At 59.0% G+C, this 18,532-nt stretch carries 17 protein-coding genes and 1 pseudogene; 10 read left to right on the top strand and 8 right to left on the bottom strand.

The window, feature by feature from the left end; translation table 11 throughout:
• The first annotated feature begins 126 nt into the window (after positions 1-126).
• On the top strand, positions 127-1,140 hold the full coding sequence (locus ASD03_RS34810; protein WP_057218600.1) for an SIS domain-containing protein: 1,014 nt from the start codon (positions 127-129) through the stop codon (positions 1,138-1,140).
• A gap of 82 nt (positions 1,141-1,222) precedes the next feature.
• Positions 1,223-2,035 (top strand): PfkB family carbohydrate kinase, encoded by an 813-nt coding sequence (locus tag ASD03_RS34805; protein ID WP_057218694.1) that lies wholly within the window; start codon positions 1,223-1,225, stop codon positions 2,033-2,035.
• Between the two features lie 266 nt (positions 2,036-2,301).
• Here the strand turns inward: ASD03_RS34805 and ASD03_RS34800 are convergent, their stop codons facing one another.
• From ASD03_RS34800 to ASD03_RS34790, 3 genes are all read right to left on the bottom strand, one after another.
• Positions 2,302-3,273 carry an amino acid ABC transporter permease gene (locus tag ASD03_RS34800; RefSeq protein WP_057209309.1) on the bottom strand — a complete coding sequence of 324 codons (972 nt, stop codon included), beginning with the start codon at positions 3,271-3,273 and terminating at the stop codon, positions 2,302-2,304.
• A 22-nt stretch (positions 3,274-3,295) separates the two neighbouring features.
• Positions 3,296-4,576, bottom strand: a complete 1,281-nt coding sequence (locus ASD03_RS34795; protein WP_082557492.1) for an FAD-binding oxidoreductase — start codon at positions 4,574-4,576, stop codon at positions 3,296-3,298.
• A gap of 61 nt (positions 4,577-4,637) precedes the next feature.
• Positions 4,638-5,465, bottom strand: coding sequence for a transporter substrate-binding domain-containing protein (locus ASD03_RS34790; RefSeq protein ID WP_057218599.1), 828 nt, complete (start codon positions 5,463-5,465; stop codon positions 4,638-4,640).
• Between the two features lie 891 nt (positions 5,466-6,356).
• On the opposite strand from ASD03_RS34790, the gene ASD03_RS34785 reads away from it, so the two are divergent.
• Positions 6,357-7,112 (top strand): SDR family oxidoreductase, encoded by a 756-nt coding sequence (locus ASD03_RS34785; protein WP_057218597.1) that lies wholly within the window; start codon positions 6,357-6,359, stop codon positions 7,110-7,112.
• A 320-nt stretch (positions 7,113-7,432) separates the two neighbouring features.
• Positions 7,433-7,684: pseudogene (locus tag ASD03_RS34780) on the top strand (glutathione-dependent formaldehyde dehydrogenase); the annotation flags it as partial.
• Between the two features lie 443 nt (positions 7,685-8,127).
• Here ASD03_RS34780 and groL read toward each other — a convergent pair.
• The gene (gene groL, locus ASD03_RS34775; RefSeq protein ID WP_057218595.1) at positions 8,128-9,756 is read right to left on the bottom strand and encodes a chaperonin GroEL; all 1,629 of its coding nucleotides are present in this window, start codon (positions 9,754-9,756) and stop codon (positions 8,128-8,130) included.
• Between the two features lie 41 nt (positions 9,757-9,797).
• Positions 9,798-10,112 (bottom strand): co-chaperone GroES, encoded by a 315-nt coding sequence (gene groES / locus ASD03_RS34770; RefSeq protein ID WP_057218594.1) that lies wholly within the window; start codon positions 10,110-10,112, stop codon positions 9,798-9,800.
• Positions 10,113-10,387: 275 nt separating this feature from the next.
• On the opposite strand from groES, the gene ASD03_RS38505 reads away from it, so the two are divergent.
• From ASD03_RS38505 to ASD03_RS34750, 4 genes are all read left to right on the top strand, one after another.
• Positions 10,388-10,660 carry an usg protein gene (locus ASD03_RS38505; RefSeq protein WP_082555694.1) on the top strand — a complete coding sequence of 91 codons (273 nt, stop codon included), beginning with the start codon at positions 10,388-10,390 and terminating at the stop codon, positions 10,658-10,660.
• A 240-nt stretch (positions 10,661-10,900) separates the two neighbouring features.
• Positions 10,901-11,377: an Hsp20 family protein gene (locus tag ASD03_RS34760; RefSeq protein ID WP_057218592.1), complete on the top strand. Its 477-nt coding sequence runs from the start codon at positions 10,901-10,903 to the stop codon at positions 11,375-11,377.
• 66 nt (positions 11,378-11,443) lie between these two features.
• Positions 11,444-11,743, top strand: coding sequence for a DUF982 domain-containing protein (locus ASD03_RS34755; RefSeq protein ID WP_057218591.1), 300 nt, complete (start codon positions 11,444-11,446; stop codon positions 11,741-11,743).
• Positions 11,744-11,751: 8 nt separating this feature from the next.
• Complete coding sequence (locus tag ASD03_RS34750; RefSeq protein ID WP_057218589.1) at positions 11,752-12,033, top strand: hypothetical protein; 282 nt, start codon at positions 11,752-11,754, stop codon at positions 12,031-12,033.
• A gap of 343 nt (positions 12,034-12,376) precedes the next feature.
• Here ASD03_RS34750 and ASD03_RS34745 read toward each other — a convergent pair whose 3' ends face one another.
• A complete protein-coding gene (locus ASD03_RS34745) occupies positions 12,377-13,420 on the bottom strand; it encodes an SDR family oxidoreductase (RefSeq protein WP_057218588.1) in 1,044 nt (347 codons plus the stop codon).
• A 78-nt stretch (positions 13,421-13,498) separates the two neighbouring features.
• Here ASD03_RS34745 and ASD03_RS34740 point away from each other — a divergent pair, with 78 nt between their 5' ends.
• Both ASD03_RS34740 and ASD03_RS34735 read left to right on the top strand, forming a co-directional pair.
• Positions 13,499-13,948 carry a MerR family transcriptional regulator gene (locus ASD03_RS34740; RefSeq protein ID WP_057218587.1) on the top strand — a complete coding sequence of 150 codons (450 nt, stop codon included), beginning with the start codon at positions 13,499-13,501 and terminating at the stop codon, positions 13,946-13,948.
• 128 nt (positions 13,949-14,076) lie between these two features.
• Positions 14,077-15,333, top strand: a complete 1,257-nt coding sequence (locus ASD03_RS34735; protein ID WP_057218586.1) for an arsenic transporter — start codon at positions 14,077-14,079, stop codon at positions 15,331-15,333.
• A gap of 462 nt (positions 15,334-15,795) precedes the next feature.
• On the opposite strand, the gene ASD03_RS34730 is transcribed toward ASD03_RS34735, so the two are convergent.
• Together ASD03_RS34730 and ASD03_RS34725 are read right to left on the bottom strand one after the other, a co-directional pair.
• Positions 15,796-16,095: a hypothetical protein gene (locus ASD03_RS34730; protein WP_057209341.1), complete on the bottom strand. Its 300-nt coding sequence runs from the start codon at positions 16,093-16,095 to the stop codon at positions 15,796-15,798.
• Positions 16,096-16,281: 186 nt separating this feature from the next.
• Positions 16,282-18,531, bottom strand: a complete 2,250-nt coding sequence (locus tag ASD03_RS34725; RefSeq protein ID WP_057218584.1) for a heavy metal translocating P-type ATPase — start codon at positions 18,529-18,531, stop codon at positions 16,282-16,284.
• Position 18,532 lies beyond the last annotated feature (1 nt).

Genomic DNA, 18,532 nt, shown 5'->3' with positions numbered 1-18,532 from the left:
TTGGACAGCGCGTCCGCCTCGCTTCACGTGGCGTTTCCGTAGATCGCGGAAAAGCCGCCTTGACAGATATTCCTGATGATGTCAGTTGTCTTACAACTATCTCATGTAGACACCGAGAACAGAACCATGCTGAATTTTGACGAACAGAGATTCCTGCGTATCCAGTCCGGCGCAATCGCGCTGCAGAGCCGCCTGGAAACAGTGATCGTATCCTGTCTTTCGGCCGGCGCAGAGAACATTTTCTTCCTCGGCACCGGCGGCGCTGCGATCCTGATGCAGCCTGCAGTTCAGTTGCTGCAACGGCGCTCACGCTTTCCCACCTTCATCGACATGCCGGCGGAACTGGTGCTCGCAGGCTCGGCGCAGCTGACGGACAAGTCGATCGTCGTCATGCCGTCGCTGTCCGGCACGACAAAGGAAAGTGTAGCCCTTCTCGCCAGGCTGAAGGAAATCGGCGCGACAGTTGTGACCCTGGTCGGCCATCAGGAGACGCCGCTCGGCAAGGGCGGGGACCACGTCTTCGTCAACTTTGCCGAGGACGATACGTCCTGCGAATCCTTCTATATGCAGTCGCTGTTCATTGCGCTCGCGATCCTAAACCACCGTGCTGAAATCGAAAATTACCCCGAGATCGTCAGCCAGCTCTCCCGCATGCCGGCGCTGCTACTGGAGGTGAAGCGAGCCTATGAGCCCAAGGCGGAGGCCTTTGCCAAAGTCCTCGCCGCCTCGGACTACCACATTATTACCGGCGCCGGGAACGTCTGGCCGGAAGCGTTCTATTACGGTATGTGTATCCTCGAGGAGATGCAGTGGATCCGCACCCGTCCCGTGCACGCGTCCGATTTTTTCCATGGCACGCTCGAACTCGTCGAAAAGGGCGTCAGTGTCATTCTCTTCAAGGGCGAGGATGCGGCACGCCCGCTTGCCGAACGCGTCCAGAACTTTGCGCCGGGCTACACCGACAAGCTTACCGTTCTCGACACTGCCGAGTTCGAACTGCCCGGCGTTTCGGCCGATGTGCGGGCGCTGGTGTCGCCGGTGCTGATGGCGACTGTGCTGGAGCGCATCAGCGCCCATCTTGAAGTCCTGCGCAATCATCCTCTCACGACAAGGCGCTACTACAAGCGCGTCGCCTACTGATATAGCTGCTTGACGCTATAATCCGGAGCTGCGAATGCGCATCATCGCGTTCGCGGCTTCCGCGTCCTATCCCGAGATACGCATGAAAACCCTCCGCTTCGCCGCCGTCGGCGACAATTGCATAGACCGGTTCCAGCCTCCGCTTTCGCAATCGCTGGTTGGCGGCAACGCTGTTAACGTTGCGGTACAGCTCGCCCGGCTCGGCCACGGCTCGCACTATTTCGGCGCAGTCGGTTCGGATCCGGCCGGACAGCGAACGCGGCATCTCCTGGCTGAAAACGGTGTCGACGTAACCCACATGCAGGAACGTTTCGGCATCACCGCCTACACGGAGATAGACGTGCTTCCCTCCGGGGAGCGTGTCTTCACTTTCGAGGATTTCGGCGTCTGCGCCGGCTACAAGCCGGACGCGGACGAAATTGCCGTCCTCAAGACCATGGATCACGTGCATCTCGGCTGGATGGACGATGAAGGCGTTCTGCGTCGCACGCTCGCCGATGCCGGTGTCAGTGTGTCCCAGGATGTGTCCGTCAATGCCGATCCGGTCAATCTGGGAATCGAAGGTCTGACGATCGCCTTTGGTTCCGCCGGCGACGACGACGCAACGGCCAAAGACTTGCTGCGCCGCCTGCTGGAATGCGGCGTGCCGCTCGCTGTCGTTACCCGAGGCAGCAAGGGAGCCCTGGTCAGCGATGGAAGACAAACTGTTTCGATCGGCATCCGGCCGGTCGAGGTGGTCGACACGACCGGTGCCGGCGACAGCTTCATTGCCGGCTTTCTCGCAGCCCGTATTGCAAGTCTGCCGCTGCCTGATTGCCTTGCGGCCGGGCGCGATCGGGCCGCAATGACCTGCATGCATGTTGGCGGTTTTCCGCAGGTGCCGCAGCCGCTCTGACGGGGCGGGCGATGCACGTCAGACGGCGAGCCCAGGCTGTCGCGGTAACAGCCGCAGCCTTCGGCCGGTTGCGAAAGACTGGATCTACAGTGCCACGAGGGCGGCCGCGGTTACAAGAAAGGTCGCCTTAGGCGCCGGCAACCCCCCATGCCATGACCTTCACGATGGCACCAGTGGGCGGAGAAGATCGCGAGGGCAACAACAAGAAGGTCCACGGCTGTTCGGCGGCACGATGGATGCGCCGCCGCGGGTCGTGGGCGGGGGCATCAACGGGCATTGAAGCGGCCGAAACGTTCCTCGATGCGAGACTGGGCGTATTCCAGGCCGATCGAAAGGATCCAATAGATCATCGAAGCGGTGATCAGCATCTCGATGTGACGGAACTCCGTCTGGCCCTGGGTGCGGGCGAGATACATGATTTCCCAGACGCCGACGACGGAGACGAGTGAGGAGTCCTTCAGCATGGCGATGAACTGGTTTCCGGTCGGAGGAATGATGACACGCATCGCCTGCGGCAGGATTACGAGCGCCAGGGTCTGGTTGGGGCTGAGCCCGAGCGCGGTGGCGCCTTCCGTTTGGCCGCGTGAAATGCTCTGGATCCCGGCGCGGAAAATTTCCGTCATGTAGGCGCCGTAGCACAGCGAAAGCGCCAGGATGCCGGCAGGCACCGCGCCGATCACATAGCCGACCTGTGGCAGGCCGAGATAGATAATGTAGATCTGCATCAGCAGCGGCAGGCCGCGAAACAGCGAGGTGTAGAAGGTGGCGAGGCCGTAGATGACACCGTTGCTGGACAACTTGGCGATTGCGCCCGCCAACGCGATGACCGTCGCGATCACGATGGAGATCGCGGAAATGTAGAGCGTCGTCACCACGCCCTGTGAAATGAGAAAGCCGATCTTCTTGGCGATGAACGCGAAGGACAGATCGAACGAGTAGAAGAAGAGCATCAGAAGAACGAAAAGCTCAAGCCAGACGCCGACCACCTGCTGGCGCCGTGAAAGCTGGCGCAATGCCTTCCAGTTGGCGGCAACGATGAGCGCGATCAGGAGAGACGAAGCCAGCCGTCCCATGGTGGGGTTTTCGCCAAGCCAACCTGCCGTGGCGGGCAAGACATGGCCGATCCAGGCGGAGCTGACACCGAGCATATAGAGCGCAAGGACCACCAGGGTGAGGATCAGCAGCGCTCCGGCACGGCGCGAGGCCTCGGGATAGATGAGTATCAATCGACCGATCATGGTTTAGACCTTTCCCGTCTTCTCAGGCGGCGCGCTCGCGCCACCAATCCTGTGCCTGGAGCTTCCAATAAGTGAGCTGGGCGACGGCAAGCCCGGCAAGCCCGCCCGCCCAGACGAGGCCGAACGGTTCATAGAGCTTGTAGCGTTCGGTCTCACCGAGAATGCCTTCGGCGATGACCTTGCCGCCGATCGCCGTCGTGTTGAGGCCGTGCCCGCCGAAGGCAGTGCAATACCACACGCCGGGGCTCATGCGCCCGATCTGGGGCATCAAATGGCGGGCGTAGGACATCAGGCCGGACCAGGCAATTTCGGTCTTCAACCCGGCGAGTTGCGGATAGGTGCCGACCATTTCGGCGCGCAGTTCGCGCACGAGCGCGTCGCTCGAGGCTGCACGGGTGGTGATGCGACCGCCCCACAAGAGGCGCCGGCCGCCATCGATCACGCGGTAGTAGTCGCCCGCGCGCCGATTGTCGCCGATGGCATCCTTCGTTGCGATCGCCGAGGCGATAAGATCCGGTGCATCCTCGCTGACCATGACGTAGGTTGCGATCGGCAGGAAGGAGCGCTTCAATTTTCCATTGAGCGATCCGGTGTAACCACCTGTCGTGAAGACGACATCGCGGGCGGTCACGTGTCCACCTGCCGTTTTCACCCGCTTCTGGGCGCCTGCAAGGTCCACGGATTGTACCGCGGACATTTCGCAGATGCGGCCGCCAAGGCGTTCGATCTCGCGGGCGATGGCGCGCAGATAGTTCAGCGGGTGCATGTGGAACGCATTGTCGTTGCGCAATGCCTGGAAATACCGGTCTGACTTGAGGGCCGCGCGGACTGCTTCGCGATCCATGAATTCGAGTTCGTAGCCGTAGCGCCGGCTGGTGTTTTCCGCATAGGTCTTGAGGCTTGCAGCATTGTCGTAGCGCAGGACGCTCATCAGGCCGGGTTGCGGTTGAGCGTCATCGATCGATAGGTCGCGGATGTTTTCGCGGATGAACTCCATGCCTTCGATCGACAGCAGATGGAGGCTACGGGCTGCTTCTTCGCCGGCGATACGCGCGATTTCGTCGCCGTCGGTTGCATAGCCCGGGCTGACGAAGCCGCCGTTTCGGCCGGATGCGCCGTAACCAACGCTTTCGGCTTCCAGAACCGTAACGCTTTTGCCGGCTCGCGCCAGTTGCAGGGCCGTCGACAGCCCCGCGAGGCCGCCGCCGACGATCACGACGTCGCAATCGTGCGAGCTTGACAGCGAAGGACGCGCTGTCAGATCTACCATGGTGCGTTTATAGTAGGTATCAGGATAGGTCATGCTGTCCGGCTCCCAGATGCTTGGTGCGGCGTGAGACAGATCGACCCACGCCGCCATGTCGTCAGTCCGTGCTGTAGTCCTTGCCGTACCACTTGGTGGTCAACGTGCTGAGAGTGCCGTCCTTCTTCATCTCCTCAATGATGCTGCCGACCTTTGCCGTCCACTCCGGATCGACTTTTTCGGCGATTACGACGAGCGGCTCGCGGAAGGCATATTCACCTTCCAGGCTGCGGAGCGGATAGCCATTCTTGATGGCATTGAGGGCCGTCTGCTCAGGCGCGATGACTGCGTCGAGGCGCACGCCGCTGCCAAGGCGAAGATCGTCGAACGGCAGCATGGAATCGGCAAAGGTTCGCACTTCGCCCGGCTCCAGTTTGTATTCAATCGGCGGCAGGCCAGGCGCGTCGATTTCCAGTCGGCGGTTGATGAAGTCTTCCGACGTCGTCGCGGTCTCGACGCCGATGATTTTACCGTTGAGGTCGGCAACGGACTTCGCCTCACTGTCCTTGTGCACGACATAGACATAGGGGCTGTAGTAGTAGATGCCGACGAAATCGATGACCTGTGCGCGCGCTTTGGTCGGCGTTACAGAACCGACGCCGAGATCGTAGCGTCCTTGCCAGCGGCCGCCGGTCAGCGTCGCCCAGTCCGGTGTCTCGAAGCTAACTTCGACGCCGAGGCGCTTGGCGATTTCCCGGGAGACGTCGATATCGAAGCCGACCATCTCGTTGCTGTCGTCCAGATAACTCTGGGGCGGCCAGCCGCTGTTGGTGGCGACGACCATCGCCTTTTTTTCCATAACGCGGTCGAGCGTCTGCCCGGCATGGGCAGACGCGGCCGCGGCGATAAATGCGGCGCCTACGGCCAATCGTACAAAGAGCTTCCTCACATGATCCTCCTATTCGATCCGTCAGCCATGATCCCCTGTTATGTAAGATGTCTGACAACTGAATGTGTCAGTGCTTATATTCCCGAGTCAAGGCCGTCGAGCAGACGAAATCATGAAAGGTTCAGATGGAATCATATCTTTTCGTGATGAGTGGCAACCTAAAGAAGCAGCATTCGAAATCGTCCCACAGCTTTGGCCGTGACGGTCGCTTTTGCCATTTGGGGCCGACGAACGCGAGAGCGCGGTCTCCGAGGAGATCCAAGATCAAGGAAATCAATCTCCAATTTCGTCGCATCCTGGATGCGCTCGTCAAACACCTGGTTAGGCCGAACGGGAGGTGCGACATCACGACGAGGCCAGGATGGCGCTCACTTGAACCGGCAATTCATCTCTGATCTCTCGCTGCGGTAAGCCTTCGATCATTATCCGTTCTGATCGTTGTCTTGGCATTGGCCTTGCGCCGGCTTTTCCGCCAAGAAGTGATCCGCGTAGTGATCCGCGGCCCTGCAAAGCGAAACCTGCGCGCCGCGTCTCAAACCCTGCTTTGCCAGAGCGTGCACAAGTGTGACTATCAGGCGAGCTCGATTGGGCCCGGGGAATGCCAAGTGAGCAAGCGCTACCGTTAGAGGGCACCGCGTGGGATACCAAGGACGGGCGCGACCGGGGCAAATGGCTGCCGAAGCTCGGCCATGCCGTTTCCGCGCATTTAGGCGCTCGCCGTTGCTGTAAAGCTGATGCAGAGTGGCCTGATCGACGTCAAACCGCTAATAACCCATACTCTGCCACTGTCGGATGCGCTCAAGGCTTTCGATATTGGCTCGGACGAGGGCGAGGAAGGCGCAGGTCGATTTTAGCGGATATGCGAAGCGATCAGCCGCTTCGGGAGGAACCATGAGCATCCAACTCTTCGACCTGACGGGCAAACGCGCCCTCGTCACGGGCTCCTCGCAGGGCATCGGCTTTGCGCTTGCGCGCGGCCTGGCCGAGGCAGGCGCCGAGGTCATCCTCAATGGGCGCGACGAGGAAAAGCTGAAGGCGGCCGCCAAAAGCCTCGGGGCAAGGCATACACTTGCGTTCGACGCCACGGATCATGATGCTGTGCGGGTGGCCATTGACACCTTCGAGGCGCAGGTCGGCGCAATCGACATCCTCGTCAACAATGCCGGAATGCAGCACCGCATGCCGCTGGAGGATTTTCCGGCCGATGCATTCGAGCGGCTCCTGAAGACGAATGTTTCGACGGTCTTCAACGTCGGTCAGGCGGTTGCCCGCCACATGATAAAGCGCGGTTCCGGCAAGATCATCAACATCGCCAGCGTGCAGACAGCGCTCGCTCGCCCTGGCATTGCACCCTATACGGCCACCAAGGGCGCGGTCGGTAACCTGACCAAGGGCATGACGGCCGACTGGGCGAAGTACGGTCTGCAATGCAACGCGATCGCACCGGGCTACTTCGACACGCCGCTGAACGCCGCACTCGTCGCGGATCCGACCTTTTCCGCCTGGCTGGAAAAGCGCACGCCGGCCGGTCGCTGGGGCAAGGTCGAGGAACTCGTCGGCGCCTGCATCTTTTTGTCTTCGGACGCTTCCTCCTTTGTCAACGGCCACGTGCTCTACGTCGACGGCGGTATCACAGCCTCGTTGTGAGGCCGACGCCCGGGCGCGACAATCTCGGCTTTTTCGCTAGCTTGATCCAGTTAGCGCGTTTCTCGCAGCTCACGCATGAATTTGGCAGAGCGGGGCGGAGCTCCCCGCCACTGGTCATCGCGGTACAGGTGGTTTCAGTGGCAAAGGCTGGCTTGCAGCACAACGCGTTCTTTCCTGAATGGATGTGTACAGCCGTCCATCGCGCCTCAGATTGCGCACCCGGCCTGGCTGGACAAGCACTATAAGGCTATATCCAACCAATTTGATCTCGAACGCCCGGTTTTCGGCGGCCGGCGCCCCCTTGGCATGTAGCGCCAGGCATCGTCGGGATTTATGGAGGGTTCCTTGACAAGATTCCCATGGGATCCGCCATCAATCGGGGTTTGACCTTCAAGATGGCGCAGACGCCTGTCCAGCGTTATCTGCCGCTGTTGATGGAGCGCATCGTAAAGGGTGAGATCGATCCCTCCTTCATCATCACCCACCGAGCGTCCTTGGAAAAGGGACCTGACCTCCACAAGACTTTCCGCGACAAGCAGGACGGCTGCATCAAGGTGGTCCTTAAGCCCTAAAGCCAAAGACCATGGCGGTCGCACTTGGCAGAACGCGCAAGAAAGCCTGCGCTAAAGCCACCTCGACCGTGATCGTCGATCGTCCTGTCCCGAGGAACAGTAAGGTTACGGGGAGAAAACACAATCGAGCGGTTCAAACGCGCCGACGTGCTCTAAGCCGAATAACGCCAGTCCCGATAACGCGAGAAGCGTTCATTGATGCCTGCCGAGATGCTGGCATGTTATCGGACGCGGACGAAACGCTCGGACCCAACGCCGGCGGTGATCGTCAACACTCGGCGGTCTAAATCGCCTCGGCTGGAGTCCCAGATCCAGACTCGGGTGTCCTGTTGTCATCCATGAGGTGCGCTCGCACACGAACGCACCTCTGCTTTGATGGTAAGAACCGCCTGGGTCGTGGCACACTCTGGACAGGGCCCACCGGTCGGGGCGGGCCTTAAGAATTAGAATTCCATCCCAGGACCAGCAGGCACGGCCGGGGCGGGTTCCTTCTTCGGTTTTTCAGCGATCATGGCTTCCGTCGTCACCAGCAGACCCGCGACAGATGCTGCGTCTTGAAGCGCGGTCCGGACGACCTTCGCCGGATCAATGACCCCTTGGGAGTAAAGGTCGCCATATTCACCGGTCTGAGCATTCCAGCCATAGGAGAACTCGCTCTTTTCGCGCAGCTTGCCAACGATCACAGAGCCTTCCGCACCGGCGTTCTCTGCAATTTGGCGGACGGGGGCCTCAATTGCGCGGCGAACGATGTCGACGCCGACCCTCTGGTCCCGGTTGGCTGTCTGCAGGCTATCGAGCGCCTTCACCGCGCGCAGCAGCGCGACGCCGCCACCGGGCAGGATACCTTCCTCAACCGCAGCCCGCGTCGCGTGCAGAGCGTCGTCGACCCGATCCTTCTTTTCCTTCACCTCAACTTCGGTGGAGCCGCCAACGCGGATGACAGCGACGCCGCCGGCAAGCTTGGCAAGGCGTTCCTGCAGTTTTTCCCGATCGTAATCGGAGGTGGTCTCCTCAATTTGCGCCCGGATCTGGGCCACGCGACCGTCAATTTCCGCCTTCGAACCGACACCATCGATAATGGTGGTATTCTCTTTTTCGATCGCCACCTTCTTGGCGCGTCCGAGCATTTCGAGAGTGACGTTCTCGAGCTTGATGCCGACGTCTTCGGAGATGACCGTGCCGCCGGTGAGGATGGCGATGTCTTCCAGCATGGCCTTGCGGCGATCGCCGAAACCGGGTGCCTTGACGGCAGCGATCTTGAGCCCGCCACGCAGTTTGTTCACGACAAGCGTGGCAAGAGCTTCGCCTTCGACGTCCTCAGCAATGATCAGGAGCGGTTTCCCGCCCTGAACGACAGCTTCGAGAACCGGAAGCATCGACTGCAGGTTCGAGAGCTTCTTCTCATGGATGAGGATATAGGGGTCCTCGAACTCAACGCGCATCTTGTCGGCATTGGTAACGAAATATGGGCTGAGATAGCCACGGTCGAACTGCATGCCTTCGACGACTTCAAGCTCGGTTTCCGCTGTCTTGGCTTCCTCGACGGTGATGACGCCCTCGTTCCCGACCTTTTCCATTGCCTCAGCGAGGTACCGGCCGATTTCCTCGTCGCCGTTGGCTGAAATGGTGCCCACCTGAGCGATTTCGGAGTTGTTAGAAATCTTGCGGGCGTTGGTCTTCAGTTCCTTGACGACCGCGTCGACGGCCACGTCGACACCGCGCTTTAGGTCCATCGGGTTCATCCCCGAGGCCACGGCCTTCGCGCCTTCCTTCACGATCGCCTGGGCAAGGACGGTCGCGGTCGTCGTACCGTCCCCAGCGAGATCATTCGTCTTGGATGCCACTTCGCGCAGCATCTGGGCGCCCATGTTCTCGAACTTGTCCTCAAGCTCGATCTCCTTGGCGACCGTAACACCATCCTTGGTAATGCGGGGGGCGCCGAAGGATTTGTCGATCACGACATTGCGACCCTTCGGTCCCAGTGTCACCTTCACGGCATTAGCAAGCAAATCGACCCCGCGCAGCATACGGTCACGGGCATCGGTGTTGAATTTGACTTCTTTCGCGGCCATTTTTCACTCCTTCAATAGGCAGCTTTGTTGACTGACGTGGATCAGGCGGCCTTAATCTGCTCGGCCTGTGGCTCGATGACGCCCAAGACATCGCTTTCCTTCATAATCAGCAGATCCTCGCCGTTGATCTTGATCTCGGTGCCGGACCATTTGCCGAACAAGATGCGATCACCCGCCTGGACATCCAGCGCCTGGATCTGGCCCGCCTCGTTGCGCGCGCCTGAGCCGACGGCGATGACCTCGCCTTCTTGCGGCTTTTCCTTGGCGGTGTCGGGAATGATGATGCCGCCCTTGGTTTTCTCCTCGGAATCGACCCGGCGGACGAGAATGCGATCATGAAGCGGTCGGAACGACATGTTTTCCTCCAATGGACAAACAATGATGTTGGTGTTCCCCCAGTCGGCCTGGATGACCAGTCCGGTCAGGTACAAAACCTCAATCGAGCGTCTTGCGCGAAATGATCTGGTTTGCCGAATTTTCGATTTCAAGAGGAAGACGCAAAAAAATAGCACTCGAGCTCGGTGGCTGCTAAGGCACTGGAAAGGAACAACAAACCTTCGCGCCGCGTTTCGCTTTTTTGCTATAGGCGCAAAGGCACCGCCTTACAAAGTCAAATGGACGGAGGTGAAGCATGCAATTCTCATCAGATCTCGATTGCCAGCTTAACGGTTATGGTCTCACCACTGCGCATATCCTCTATCGCATTCCCGATTTCGAATCCGTCCTGCAGGCCTATGTCTGGCAGGACTACGATTTGGCTCCCGATTTCCCGCAATTGCATAGGTTCCTCGACTTCTGGCAGCCCAATCTTGAAGGTCCGCTGCACTCTGTCCGCTATTCGTATCAGCGTCTGATCGGGCCTAATGAATGGCGGCGCGTCGACGGCGAGTTCAGATTGTATTGAGGCTTCAACGGAATTAGTTACTCCCTGGCCCATGTGCTCTCGAGGATCGATGAGCTTGATCGGGAAACCAGAGATTTACCGCTGGTCTGAAGGCCGAAAATTTTCCCAGCCATCGCTCTTGAATCCGAAATTCGCGAAAACCAGATCAATTGTCGCCAGCCGCTGCGATCAGGGCTGGCTTTGCTGGAAGCCCCGTCTTTCGGCGCTTCCGTACCCATGTTGCTCAAGGAGGATATGGCTATGGCAACATCTTACGACTACGCACCGCTGTTCCGCTCGAGCATCGGCTTCGATCGGATCTTCAATCTTTTGGAAGACGCGCAGCGCGGCCGCTCGATCAGCGACTGGCCGCCCTATGACATCGTCAAGACCGGCGAGGACAGCTACCGGATTTCGATCGCAGTGGCCGGCTTCGCGCAGGACGATCTTGACTTGACCTTTCAGTCCAACCTGCTGACCGTGACCGGCAAGAGGCAGGAACCTTCCACGGACGGCTATCTGCATCGTGGCATTGCCGGCCGCCCGTTTGAACACCGGTTTGAGCTTGCCGACCATGTCAAGGTGACTGGCGCGGATCTGAAGAACGGTCTTCTGTCCATCGATCTCGTTCGAGAAATCCCAGAAGCACTGAAGCCGAGGAAAATCTCCATCCAGAGCGAACCATCTCTGGCGCCATCAACCGCTCCGGCACAAATCAAAGCGGACAAGGCTGCTTGAGAAGCTGTGAGGGGGCGCCGATGCGTCGGCGCCCTATGACACTTCGGGTCAGGAAGGAGAGAGACGATGAAACCCGATATGTTCAAAGAGCCCGTATCCATTCTTGTTGGCCTCGGTTTTCCCGCAGAGGTTCGCAGCGTCCTCGAGGCCTACCGCTATCTCTCCGAGTGTCCGACGTCACTCAGAGACACGGCACATTCTATTGCGTTAAGGGCATGTGGAGCCGCGCTTCGCGGCGAGATAGAAGCAGAGACCGCGCGTGGCTTGTTCGCGGCCTTTGCAGAGAAACACGATGTGCTGACGCCGGACACCAAATCCATCGTTGCGTTTCGCCTGCCGCGCGATAGAGATCCGCACGTGCGTTGAGTGGCCCAATGATCCACAAGACTTTGGAAAACGCGGTCAACGATGCGATGACGAAAGGACCAACAGTTCTGGCCTTGCAAGGTCTGGCGTTTCAACGGCCAATCGACGTTGTGATGGCACCCGCACTTTCTGTCGATGACAAGCGCGCGATCCTCGCTGCCTGGGCTTCGGACTATTACGCGATAGACTCACAACCGGCCCTGCGTCAAATTCCAGGAACACCTGAACCGGTCCTTATTGACGAGGTTCAGCGCGCTTTGGCAGAACTCGATTGTCGTTACCAAACCTGACCGCATTTCCAGGAGGGGAGCCAGTAGCGACGAGGAAGGGCTCTCAGCTCCGTCGAAGAAACATGGATGAACAGCCGAGAATAGCCGAAACGCAGTCGCTCCTCGCCACCATGGTGCCGTCGGGTGCTGGCCAACCCGAAACCTGAGCACGCGGTGGCGGTCGAAGAAACGTCCCCGACTTTGATGCCCCATCACATGAGAGGTGACGCCCGCCAGCGTGGGGTGGGTCCTCGAGTAGATCGGGACCACCATTGGCTGCGAGCGTAAATGATCGGCGCATTGCTATTGCACCTCGGCACCATCTTGCCGATGGACTCGCATGAGGGCCTTCTCACCGAACGTTTCAGCTAGGCAGGAAGCCGTGCGTACGGAACCAAGCCACTTCATCACGCAGGGTCTCGATCACCGGCCGGAACTCCAGACCCAATTCTCGTGTGCTCTTCGCACAATCATAGCGAGAGCGATCATTCTCCGCTGCCACCGTTTTCGCCATGGCCCAACTCAAGAGGACCGGCTTGCCAGTTATCCGAGCGTAGAGTTCATTGCCAGCGCCGATCAGGTAAAGCAAAATGAGCGGAATGCGGCGCGTCGGTGCCTTTGCCGTGGTGGCTTGTGCGATCAAGGGCAACAAATCGGTCATGGTCATATGCTGTCCGGCGGCAAGGTAACGTTCGCCCCGTTGCCCCCGGCGGTTAGCCAGGATCATCGCCCGCGCCACATCGCGCGCATCGACCACCGAGAAGGAGCCGGGTGGAACACCGGGCAAGCGCTCGAGCGCCACGTCCAGCACCGTCTGGCCAGCCGAGGTCGGCCCGATATCCCCCGGCCCGTGCATCCAACCCGGTAGCACCATGGCCGCCCAGAAATCGGGATGTTTGTCGAGAAAATCGAGCACCACGCGGTCCGCCAGGATCTTGCTGCGATAATAATCATCGGCATCCCGCTCATCCCGCAACATGGACTCGTCTATGGTCTGTCCCTTCGCACCACGCAGTACAGCGACCGAGCTGGTATGGACGAAGCGCCGGACGCCGGCTCGATAAGCGTGATCGAGCAAGCCACGGGTTCCCGCGACATTGGCCGCGTAGAGCGCGTCCCAATGACTCCCGCCCTTGTAAGAGTCGCGGAAATAGGCCGCTGTGTGGAAAACCACGTCCACGCCCTTAAGCGCGTCAGCGAAACCCCGCACGTCGAGCATGTCGCCGGTGATGATCTCCAAATCCAGCCCGGCAAACTGCAATGTTGCTTTTTCGGGCGAGCGAACCAGCGCTCGCACGCTCCAGCCGTCGGCGATTAGTTCGCGGACCAGATTGTTGCCAAGGAGGCCGGTTGCGCCCGTCACGAAGGCAGTGGGCGCATGGGAATCATTATTGGGATAGTTCAGCATGAAAGTGTTCCATATTTGAGGGAACACCTCGTATAAGGCTGGACTAAGGTCCATGGTCAAGAGCTTGAGGGGTGAAATATGCTGATCGGAGAATTCGCCCAGCGGACCGGGTTGAGCCAGGACACTGTCCGATTTTATGTCCGCAAAGGTCTGCTCACGCCGCAACTCGGTGCCAAAGGTGGTCGCAATCCCTATCAGATCTTCACCGACCGGGACGCCTCGACGGTTCGGATGATCCGTTTCGCACAATCACTGGGTCTGCCACTCAAGGAGATCGCGGAGATTGCTACGGAACTCCAACGCGAGGGTTTATCGCCGGCGCGGGAAATCGAGATCATGAACATCCAGCTCGTCAAGCTTGAGCAGAAGGCAACCCAATTGGCCGAGCTGACCAATTACCTGCGGGCGAAGCGCGACTGGGTCGTATGCGGCAAGCCGGGCGATGAACCCCGATTTACCGATGACACGCTTTGCCTAATCCAGCGCCCGGTTTCCGGCTTCAGATGCACTTCTTCAGACGCGGATTGATTCCGGACAGGTTGGCTACCCCAACTCAGGGCAGCGCATTTCCACGGGCCTTTTTTCGGTGAGCGATTGCGGATATACCGCCCTTCTTTCCTGCTGTTGCAGCCTCCGAAATCTAATTTGGAAACACGATGAACGCATTGACCATGACCTGGGGCATAGCTGGCTTGACCGCACTCGGGGTGATTACACGGCCCTTTGCCTGGTCGGAATCAATATGGGCGATGCTCGGCGCGGTTCTGCTTGTTGGGTTTGGGCTTATCGGTCCGACCGATGCCTGGGCTGGTATTGCAAAGGGTATTGATGTCTATCTGTTTCTAATCGGCATGATGTTGCTCTCCGAGCTCGCTCGTCAGGAGGGGCTGTTCGACTGGCTGGCTTCGATCGCCACCACCCACGCCAAGGGATCGCCCAAACGCTTGTTTGTCCTGATCTACGCGGTCGGAGTTGTTGTGACCGTATTCCTGTCGAACGACGCTACAGCGGTCGTGCTCACTCCTGCAGTCTATGCGGCCTGCCGGGCAGCGAAGGTGAGGGACCCTATGCCCTATCTCCTTATCTGCGCTTTCATCGCCAACGCTGCAAGCTTTGTCCTTCCCATCTCCAATCCGGCCAACCTGGTGATTTTCGGAGGCGGGGACATGCCGCCACTATCGCGTTGGTTCGCCAACTTCGCACAGCCTTCGCTCGCCTCTATCATCGTTACATTTCTCGCACTGTACTGGACGCAACGCTCGGTCATTGCGGCTGATGGCGTCGCGTCCAATGTACAGGCCGTGCCATTATCCTTCAGTGCGAAGCTTGCTGGTTTTGCTTTGTGCGGGACGGCCGTCATACTGCTTGGCGCATCGGCGCTGCATTTCGATCTCGGTCTCCCTACGTTTCTCGCCGGTTGTGTGGCAACCGCCGCAGTTCTGCTGATCACGCGAAAAAGCCCTATCGAGACGCTGAAAGATGTTTCGTGGAGTGTGCTGCCTCTGGTCGCCGGCTTGTTCGTCGTTGTTGAGGCATTGAACCGAACAGGACTGATTGATCATCTCGCGCAGTATCTTTCCGACCAGGCATCGGCCTCTCCGGCACAGACCGCAGCTGCTGCGGGCGCAGTCGTGGCTCTGACGTCCAATCTCGTCAACAATCTGCCCGCGGGGATTGTCGCTGGAAGCGCCGTTCAGTTGGCACACGCGTCCGATAAGATTGCCGGCGCGGTGCTGATCGGCGTCGATCTTGGCCCCAACCTCTCCGTCACCGGATCGCTTGCGACGATACTTTGGCTAACCGCGCTTCGCCGCGAGGGACTTCAGATCGGAGCCTGGGCATTCATGAAGACTGGCTTTGTCGTGATGGTGCCTGCGCTCGCTGCTTCGTTGGCCGTCCTCGCGATCCAGTGATCATAGTGGCCAGGCTTTGCTGCAGATCGCTTGGCAACAATCCTGTGCTCTCGTAGGTAGCGAGGGGTAGACTAGAGGCGAGCCGCATGAGGCTGATTTGATGCTGATGTTGGGCGAAATGTCGACTCTCTACAGCCCTGTGCGGGCCAATGCTGTGCTCGATCCTTACGGTTTAGCGCTGACAGGGTTCATGCTGCTCGTAGCCTGGAAAGCGCCGCCCTGGATTGTTGTCAGCTGGTGGGCAGGTGGAGCCTCACTCTCAAAAGAGCGCCGACTGTCGCTGAGGCAGTAGCAATCAGCTGGTCTGTCAGGATGTGTCGCCGGGCTTGGCGGTGTTTTGCTTGCCGCCGATCTCGGCTTTTCGATCGAGCCGGGCGAGGATCACGCCCCATCACTTCGCCGCGACGCATCAAGAGCCGTCGCTCCGTCAAGCTGACCTAGGCTTATGGATGGCCATTCGGCTCAAGGTTGCTCAATGGCCTTTGGTACGCGGCGGCCCCGGACAACGCCCAGAACCGCTCCCAAAGTTCCACCTGTAACCGCGCCTGCGGAACCGCCCGCAAGAACTGCGATGAAGGCGTTCAGCAGTGCAGGCAGGACGCCGGACGCGGCCTGCACGTAAATCCCTGCCGCCAGCCCCAAAACGGCACCCACAATGCCAAGCATAATTGCGAAGCCCGTCACCGTTTCCGACGGATCGATCATTGTTGAACGTGCGGTGTCATCAATCGGCGGATGTTCGTTTTCTGCGCCTTGCTCCATTTTCCACTCCCTATCGCCGCTTCAATTGCCCACTTGCGAAACGCCCTTGTATCGCCGGCGACCCTCGCCGTCGTTCAAGAGGATTCGCGCCGCTGCACCGTCCAAATCGCTGAACTGCTGAACTGTCAGCACACAGGCCGACTGGGCCCATAAGGAGTGCCACGGGTATGAGAACCACCAGATAACTCATGATATCACGGCGGGGTGGCCGCTCCATTGTTCCCAGCGAAATATCGGGCTAGCTAACCGCATGGAATTGCAAACGACAAGAACCGACGACAACGACATTGCAATTGCTGCTGCTAGCGGCGTGACGCTTCCCGCAATCGCAAACGGAATACTGACGACGTTATAGGCCACCGCGAAACCGAAATTTTGGCGGACAAGATCGTTTGCTCGTTTGGCGGTCTCGATAATGTCTCGCACAGCCAACAGATTATCGCTCAGGAATATGAAGTCAGCATGGTTTCGGCCAATGTCCGAGGCCGTTGATGGCGCGATCGAAACATCGGCTGCGGCGAGGGCAGGGGCGTCATTTAACCCATCGCCAACCATCACGACTTTATCTGATGAGGATTGGAGAGCCCTTATCGCGGCAACCTTGTCAGCCGGGAGCAGCTCCGCGCTGTATCTTTCAATACCGAGACGGTTTGCAACGCGAGATACGGCACGTTTATTATCTCCCGAGACAATACCGAGCGAGGTCCCACCCGCCCTCAGTGTTTGAACCAGCTCTGACGCTCCTGGTCGGACGACGTCCTCAAATTCGAAGACGGCAAGTATCTGATCGTCTCTGGTGAGCACCGAAGCGGTCCCATCGAAGTCTCGTGAAAAGTCCGGAAGGTTCGTTGCCCAGGATGCTCGGCCCAAACGGTAGGAATGCCCGTGCCTGCGCCCTTCGATACCAAGACCGTGAATTTCGTCTACACTGTCGAATACTTCCGGCTTCGAACCCGCGCGCGTACCCGCATCGGCAACTGCTCGCGCGACGGGATGGTTTGAAAGCTGCGCAAGGCTGGTTGCAATTCCAAGAGCGCCGGCAGGTATTTGCTCGGCCTTGACCAACTGAGGTAGGCCAAGCGTCAGCGTTCCTGTCTTGTCGAACAACACGGTGCGCGCGTGGCATACCCGTTCCAGGGCAGAACCGTCCCTCACCATGATGCCCCGTTCGAAAAGCCGCCGTGTTGCGACGACCTGGACCATGGGAACCGCCAATCCAAGTGCGCATGGGCAGGTGATGATCAGAACCGCGATCGCAGTTGTGACGGCTTGGTGAAGGTCTCCCGAGACGTACAACCAGCCAGCAAGCGTGATTGCGGCAATGGAGTGGACCACCGGCGAATACAAGGCTGCGGCGCGATCCGCCACGCGCCTGTAGTTTGTTCGAGCGCTCTCGGCCGCGTCCACCATGCGTGCCATTTCTGATAAAAAAGAGTCGCCGGCATTTTTGGTCGCAACAACCAGGATTGGGCTACCAGCGTTCAGTACGCCCGCTGACAACGTTGCGCCCACGTCGACGGACCTCCATCGACTTTCCCCTGACACTAAGGACGAGTCGATTTCGGTTCCTCCCTCGTGCACAACGGCGTCGACCGGTACGCGATCGCCTGACCGGACAAGCAGGCGCATTCCCGGCTGAACTTCCTCGAGTGGGGTGTAAGAAAACGTCCCATCCTCATGCGCGACGTTGGCGCCCATCGGTATGAGTTTTTGAAGATCCTCGATCGCGGAACGTACCTTGCCCCGCATCATTTGATCCAGGGTCCTGCCAGCCAGGAGGACGAAGATGAGCGACACGCTGGCATCGAAATAAACATGTCGCGCGCCTGTAAAGGTATCGTACAAACTGAGGATGAAAGCGAGGATGATGCCGACACTGATAGGTACATCCATGTTGGTCTGTCCGCTCCGCAGCGCCCTCCATGCGGATGCATAGAAAATCCTGCCGGAGTAGAAGACAGCCGGAAGGGCCAAACCAGCGGAAATCATGTGAAATGCGTTTCGTGTTGCTGGATCTGCCCCTGACCAGACCGAAACAGAGAGGATCATGATATTCATTGAGCAAAAGCCGGCAACCGCAAGCGCTACCAAGAACGACGACAAGGATTCATCGGCGGACACATCAGTGACGATGTGAGCAGAATAGCCCGCCATGGCTAACGCCCCGATGAAATCGGGGCATTGGGCCTTTTCGCTGTCCCAACTGACTGTGACGCGTCTTCGTGACAGGTTCACGCGCGCGGATTCAACAGCTTGGAGGTCGCCCAACGCCCGTTCGATCTTTGCGATACAACCTGCGCAATGCACCTCAGGTGTAGAAAAGGTTACCTGTCGAAGTCCATTTCCAACACCCCGGCTTGCCAGGAATATTTCCTCGCCACGAGAACGAACCGCATCCTTGTCTGGACAAATATCAGCGAACGAGCAGCAAGCCATG

This window comes from Ensifer sp. Root127 (genome assembly GCF_001425225.1).
GTDB classification, from domain to species: Bacteria; Pseudomonadota; Alphaproteobacteria; order Rhizobiales; family Rhizobiaceae; genus Ensifer; species Ensifer canadensis.
The sequence above is the reverse complement of the archived record's forward strand: the minus strand, read 5'-3'. Positions and strand labels throughout refer to the sequence as shown.

Coding starts and splice junctions, on each gene's coding strand:
- ASD03_RS34740 (WP_057218587.1), top strand. CDS start 13,499: ATGCTGATCGGAGAATTCGCCCAGCGGACCGGGTTGAGCCAGGACACT.
- ASD03_RS34730 (WP_057209341.1), bottom strand. CDS start 16,095: ATGGAGCAAGGCGCAGAAAACGAACATCCGCCGATTGATGACACCGCA.
- ASD03_RS34760 (WP_057218592.1), top strand. CDS start 10,901: ATGGCAACATCTTACGACTACGCACCGCTGTTCCGCTCGAGCATCGGC.
- ASD03_RS34755 (WP_057218591.1), top strand. CDS start 11,444: ATGAAACCCGATATGTTCAAAGAGCCCGTATCCATTCTTGTTGGCCTC.
- ASD03_RS34785 (WP_057218597.1), top strand. CDS start 6,357: ATGAGCATCCAACTCTTCGACCTGACGGGCAAACGCGCCCTCGTCACG.
- groES (WP_057218594.1), bottom strand. CDS start 10,112: ATGTCGTTCCGACCGCTTCATGATCGCATTCTCGTCCGCCGGGTCGAT.
- ASD03_RS34795 (WP_082557492.1), bottom strand. CDS start 4,576: ATGACCTATCCTGATACCTACTATAAACGCACCATGGTAGATCTGACA.
- ASD03_RS34750 (WP_057218589.1), top strand. CDS start 11,752: ATGATCCACAAGACTTTGGAAAACGCGGTCAACGATGCGATGACGAAA.
- ASD03_RS34735 (WP_057218586.1), top strand. CDS start 14,077: ATGAACGCATTGACCATGACCTGGGGCATAGCTGGCTTGACCGCACTC.
- ASD03_RS38505 (WP_082555694.1), top strand. CDS start 10,388: ATGCAATTCTCATCAGATCTCGATTGCCAGCTTAACGGTTATGGTCTC.
- ASD03_RS34805 (WP_057218694.1), top strand. CDS start 1,223: ATGAAAACCCTCCGCTTCGCCGCCGTCGGCGACAATTGCATAGACCGG.
- ASD03_RS34745 (WP_057218588.1), bottom strand. CDS start 13,420: ATGCTGAACTATCCCAATAATGATTCCCATGCGCCCACTGCCTTCGTG.
- ASD03_RS34810 (WP_057218600.1), top strand. CDS start 127: ATGCTGAATTTTGACGAACAGAGATTCCTGCGTATCCAGTCCGGCGCA.
- ASD03_RS34725 (WP_057218584.1), bottom strand. CDS start 18,531: ATGGCTTGCTGCTCGTTCGCTGATATTTGTCCAGACAAGGATGCGGTT.
- ASD03_RS34800 (WP_057209309.1), bottom strand. CDS start 3,273: ATGATCGGTCGATTGATACTCATCTATCCCGAGGCCTCGCGCCGTGCC.
- groL (WP_057218595.1), bottom strand. CDS start 9,756: ATGGCCGCGAAAGAAGTCAAATTCAACACCGATGCCCGTGACCGTATG.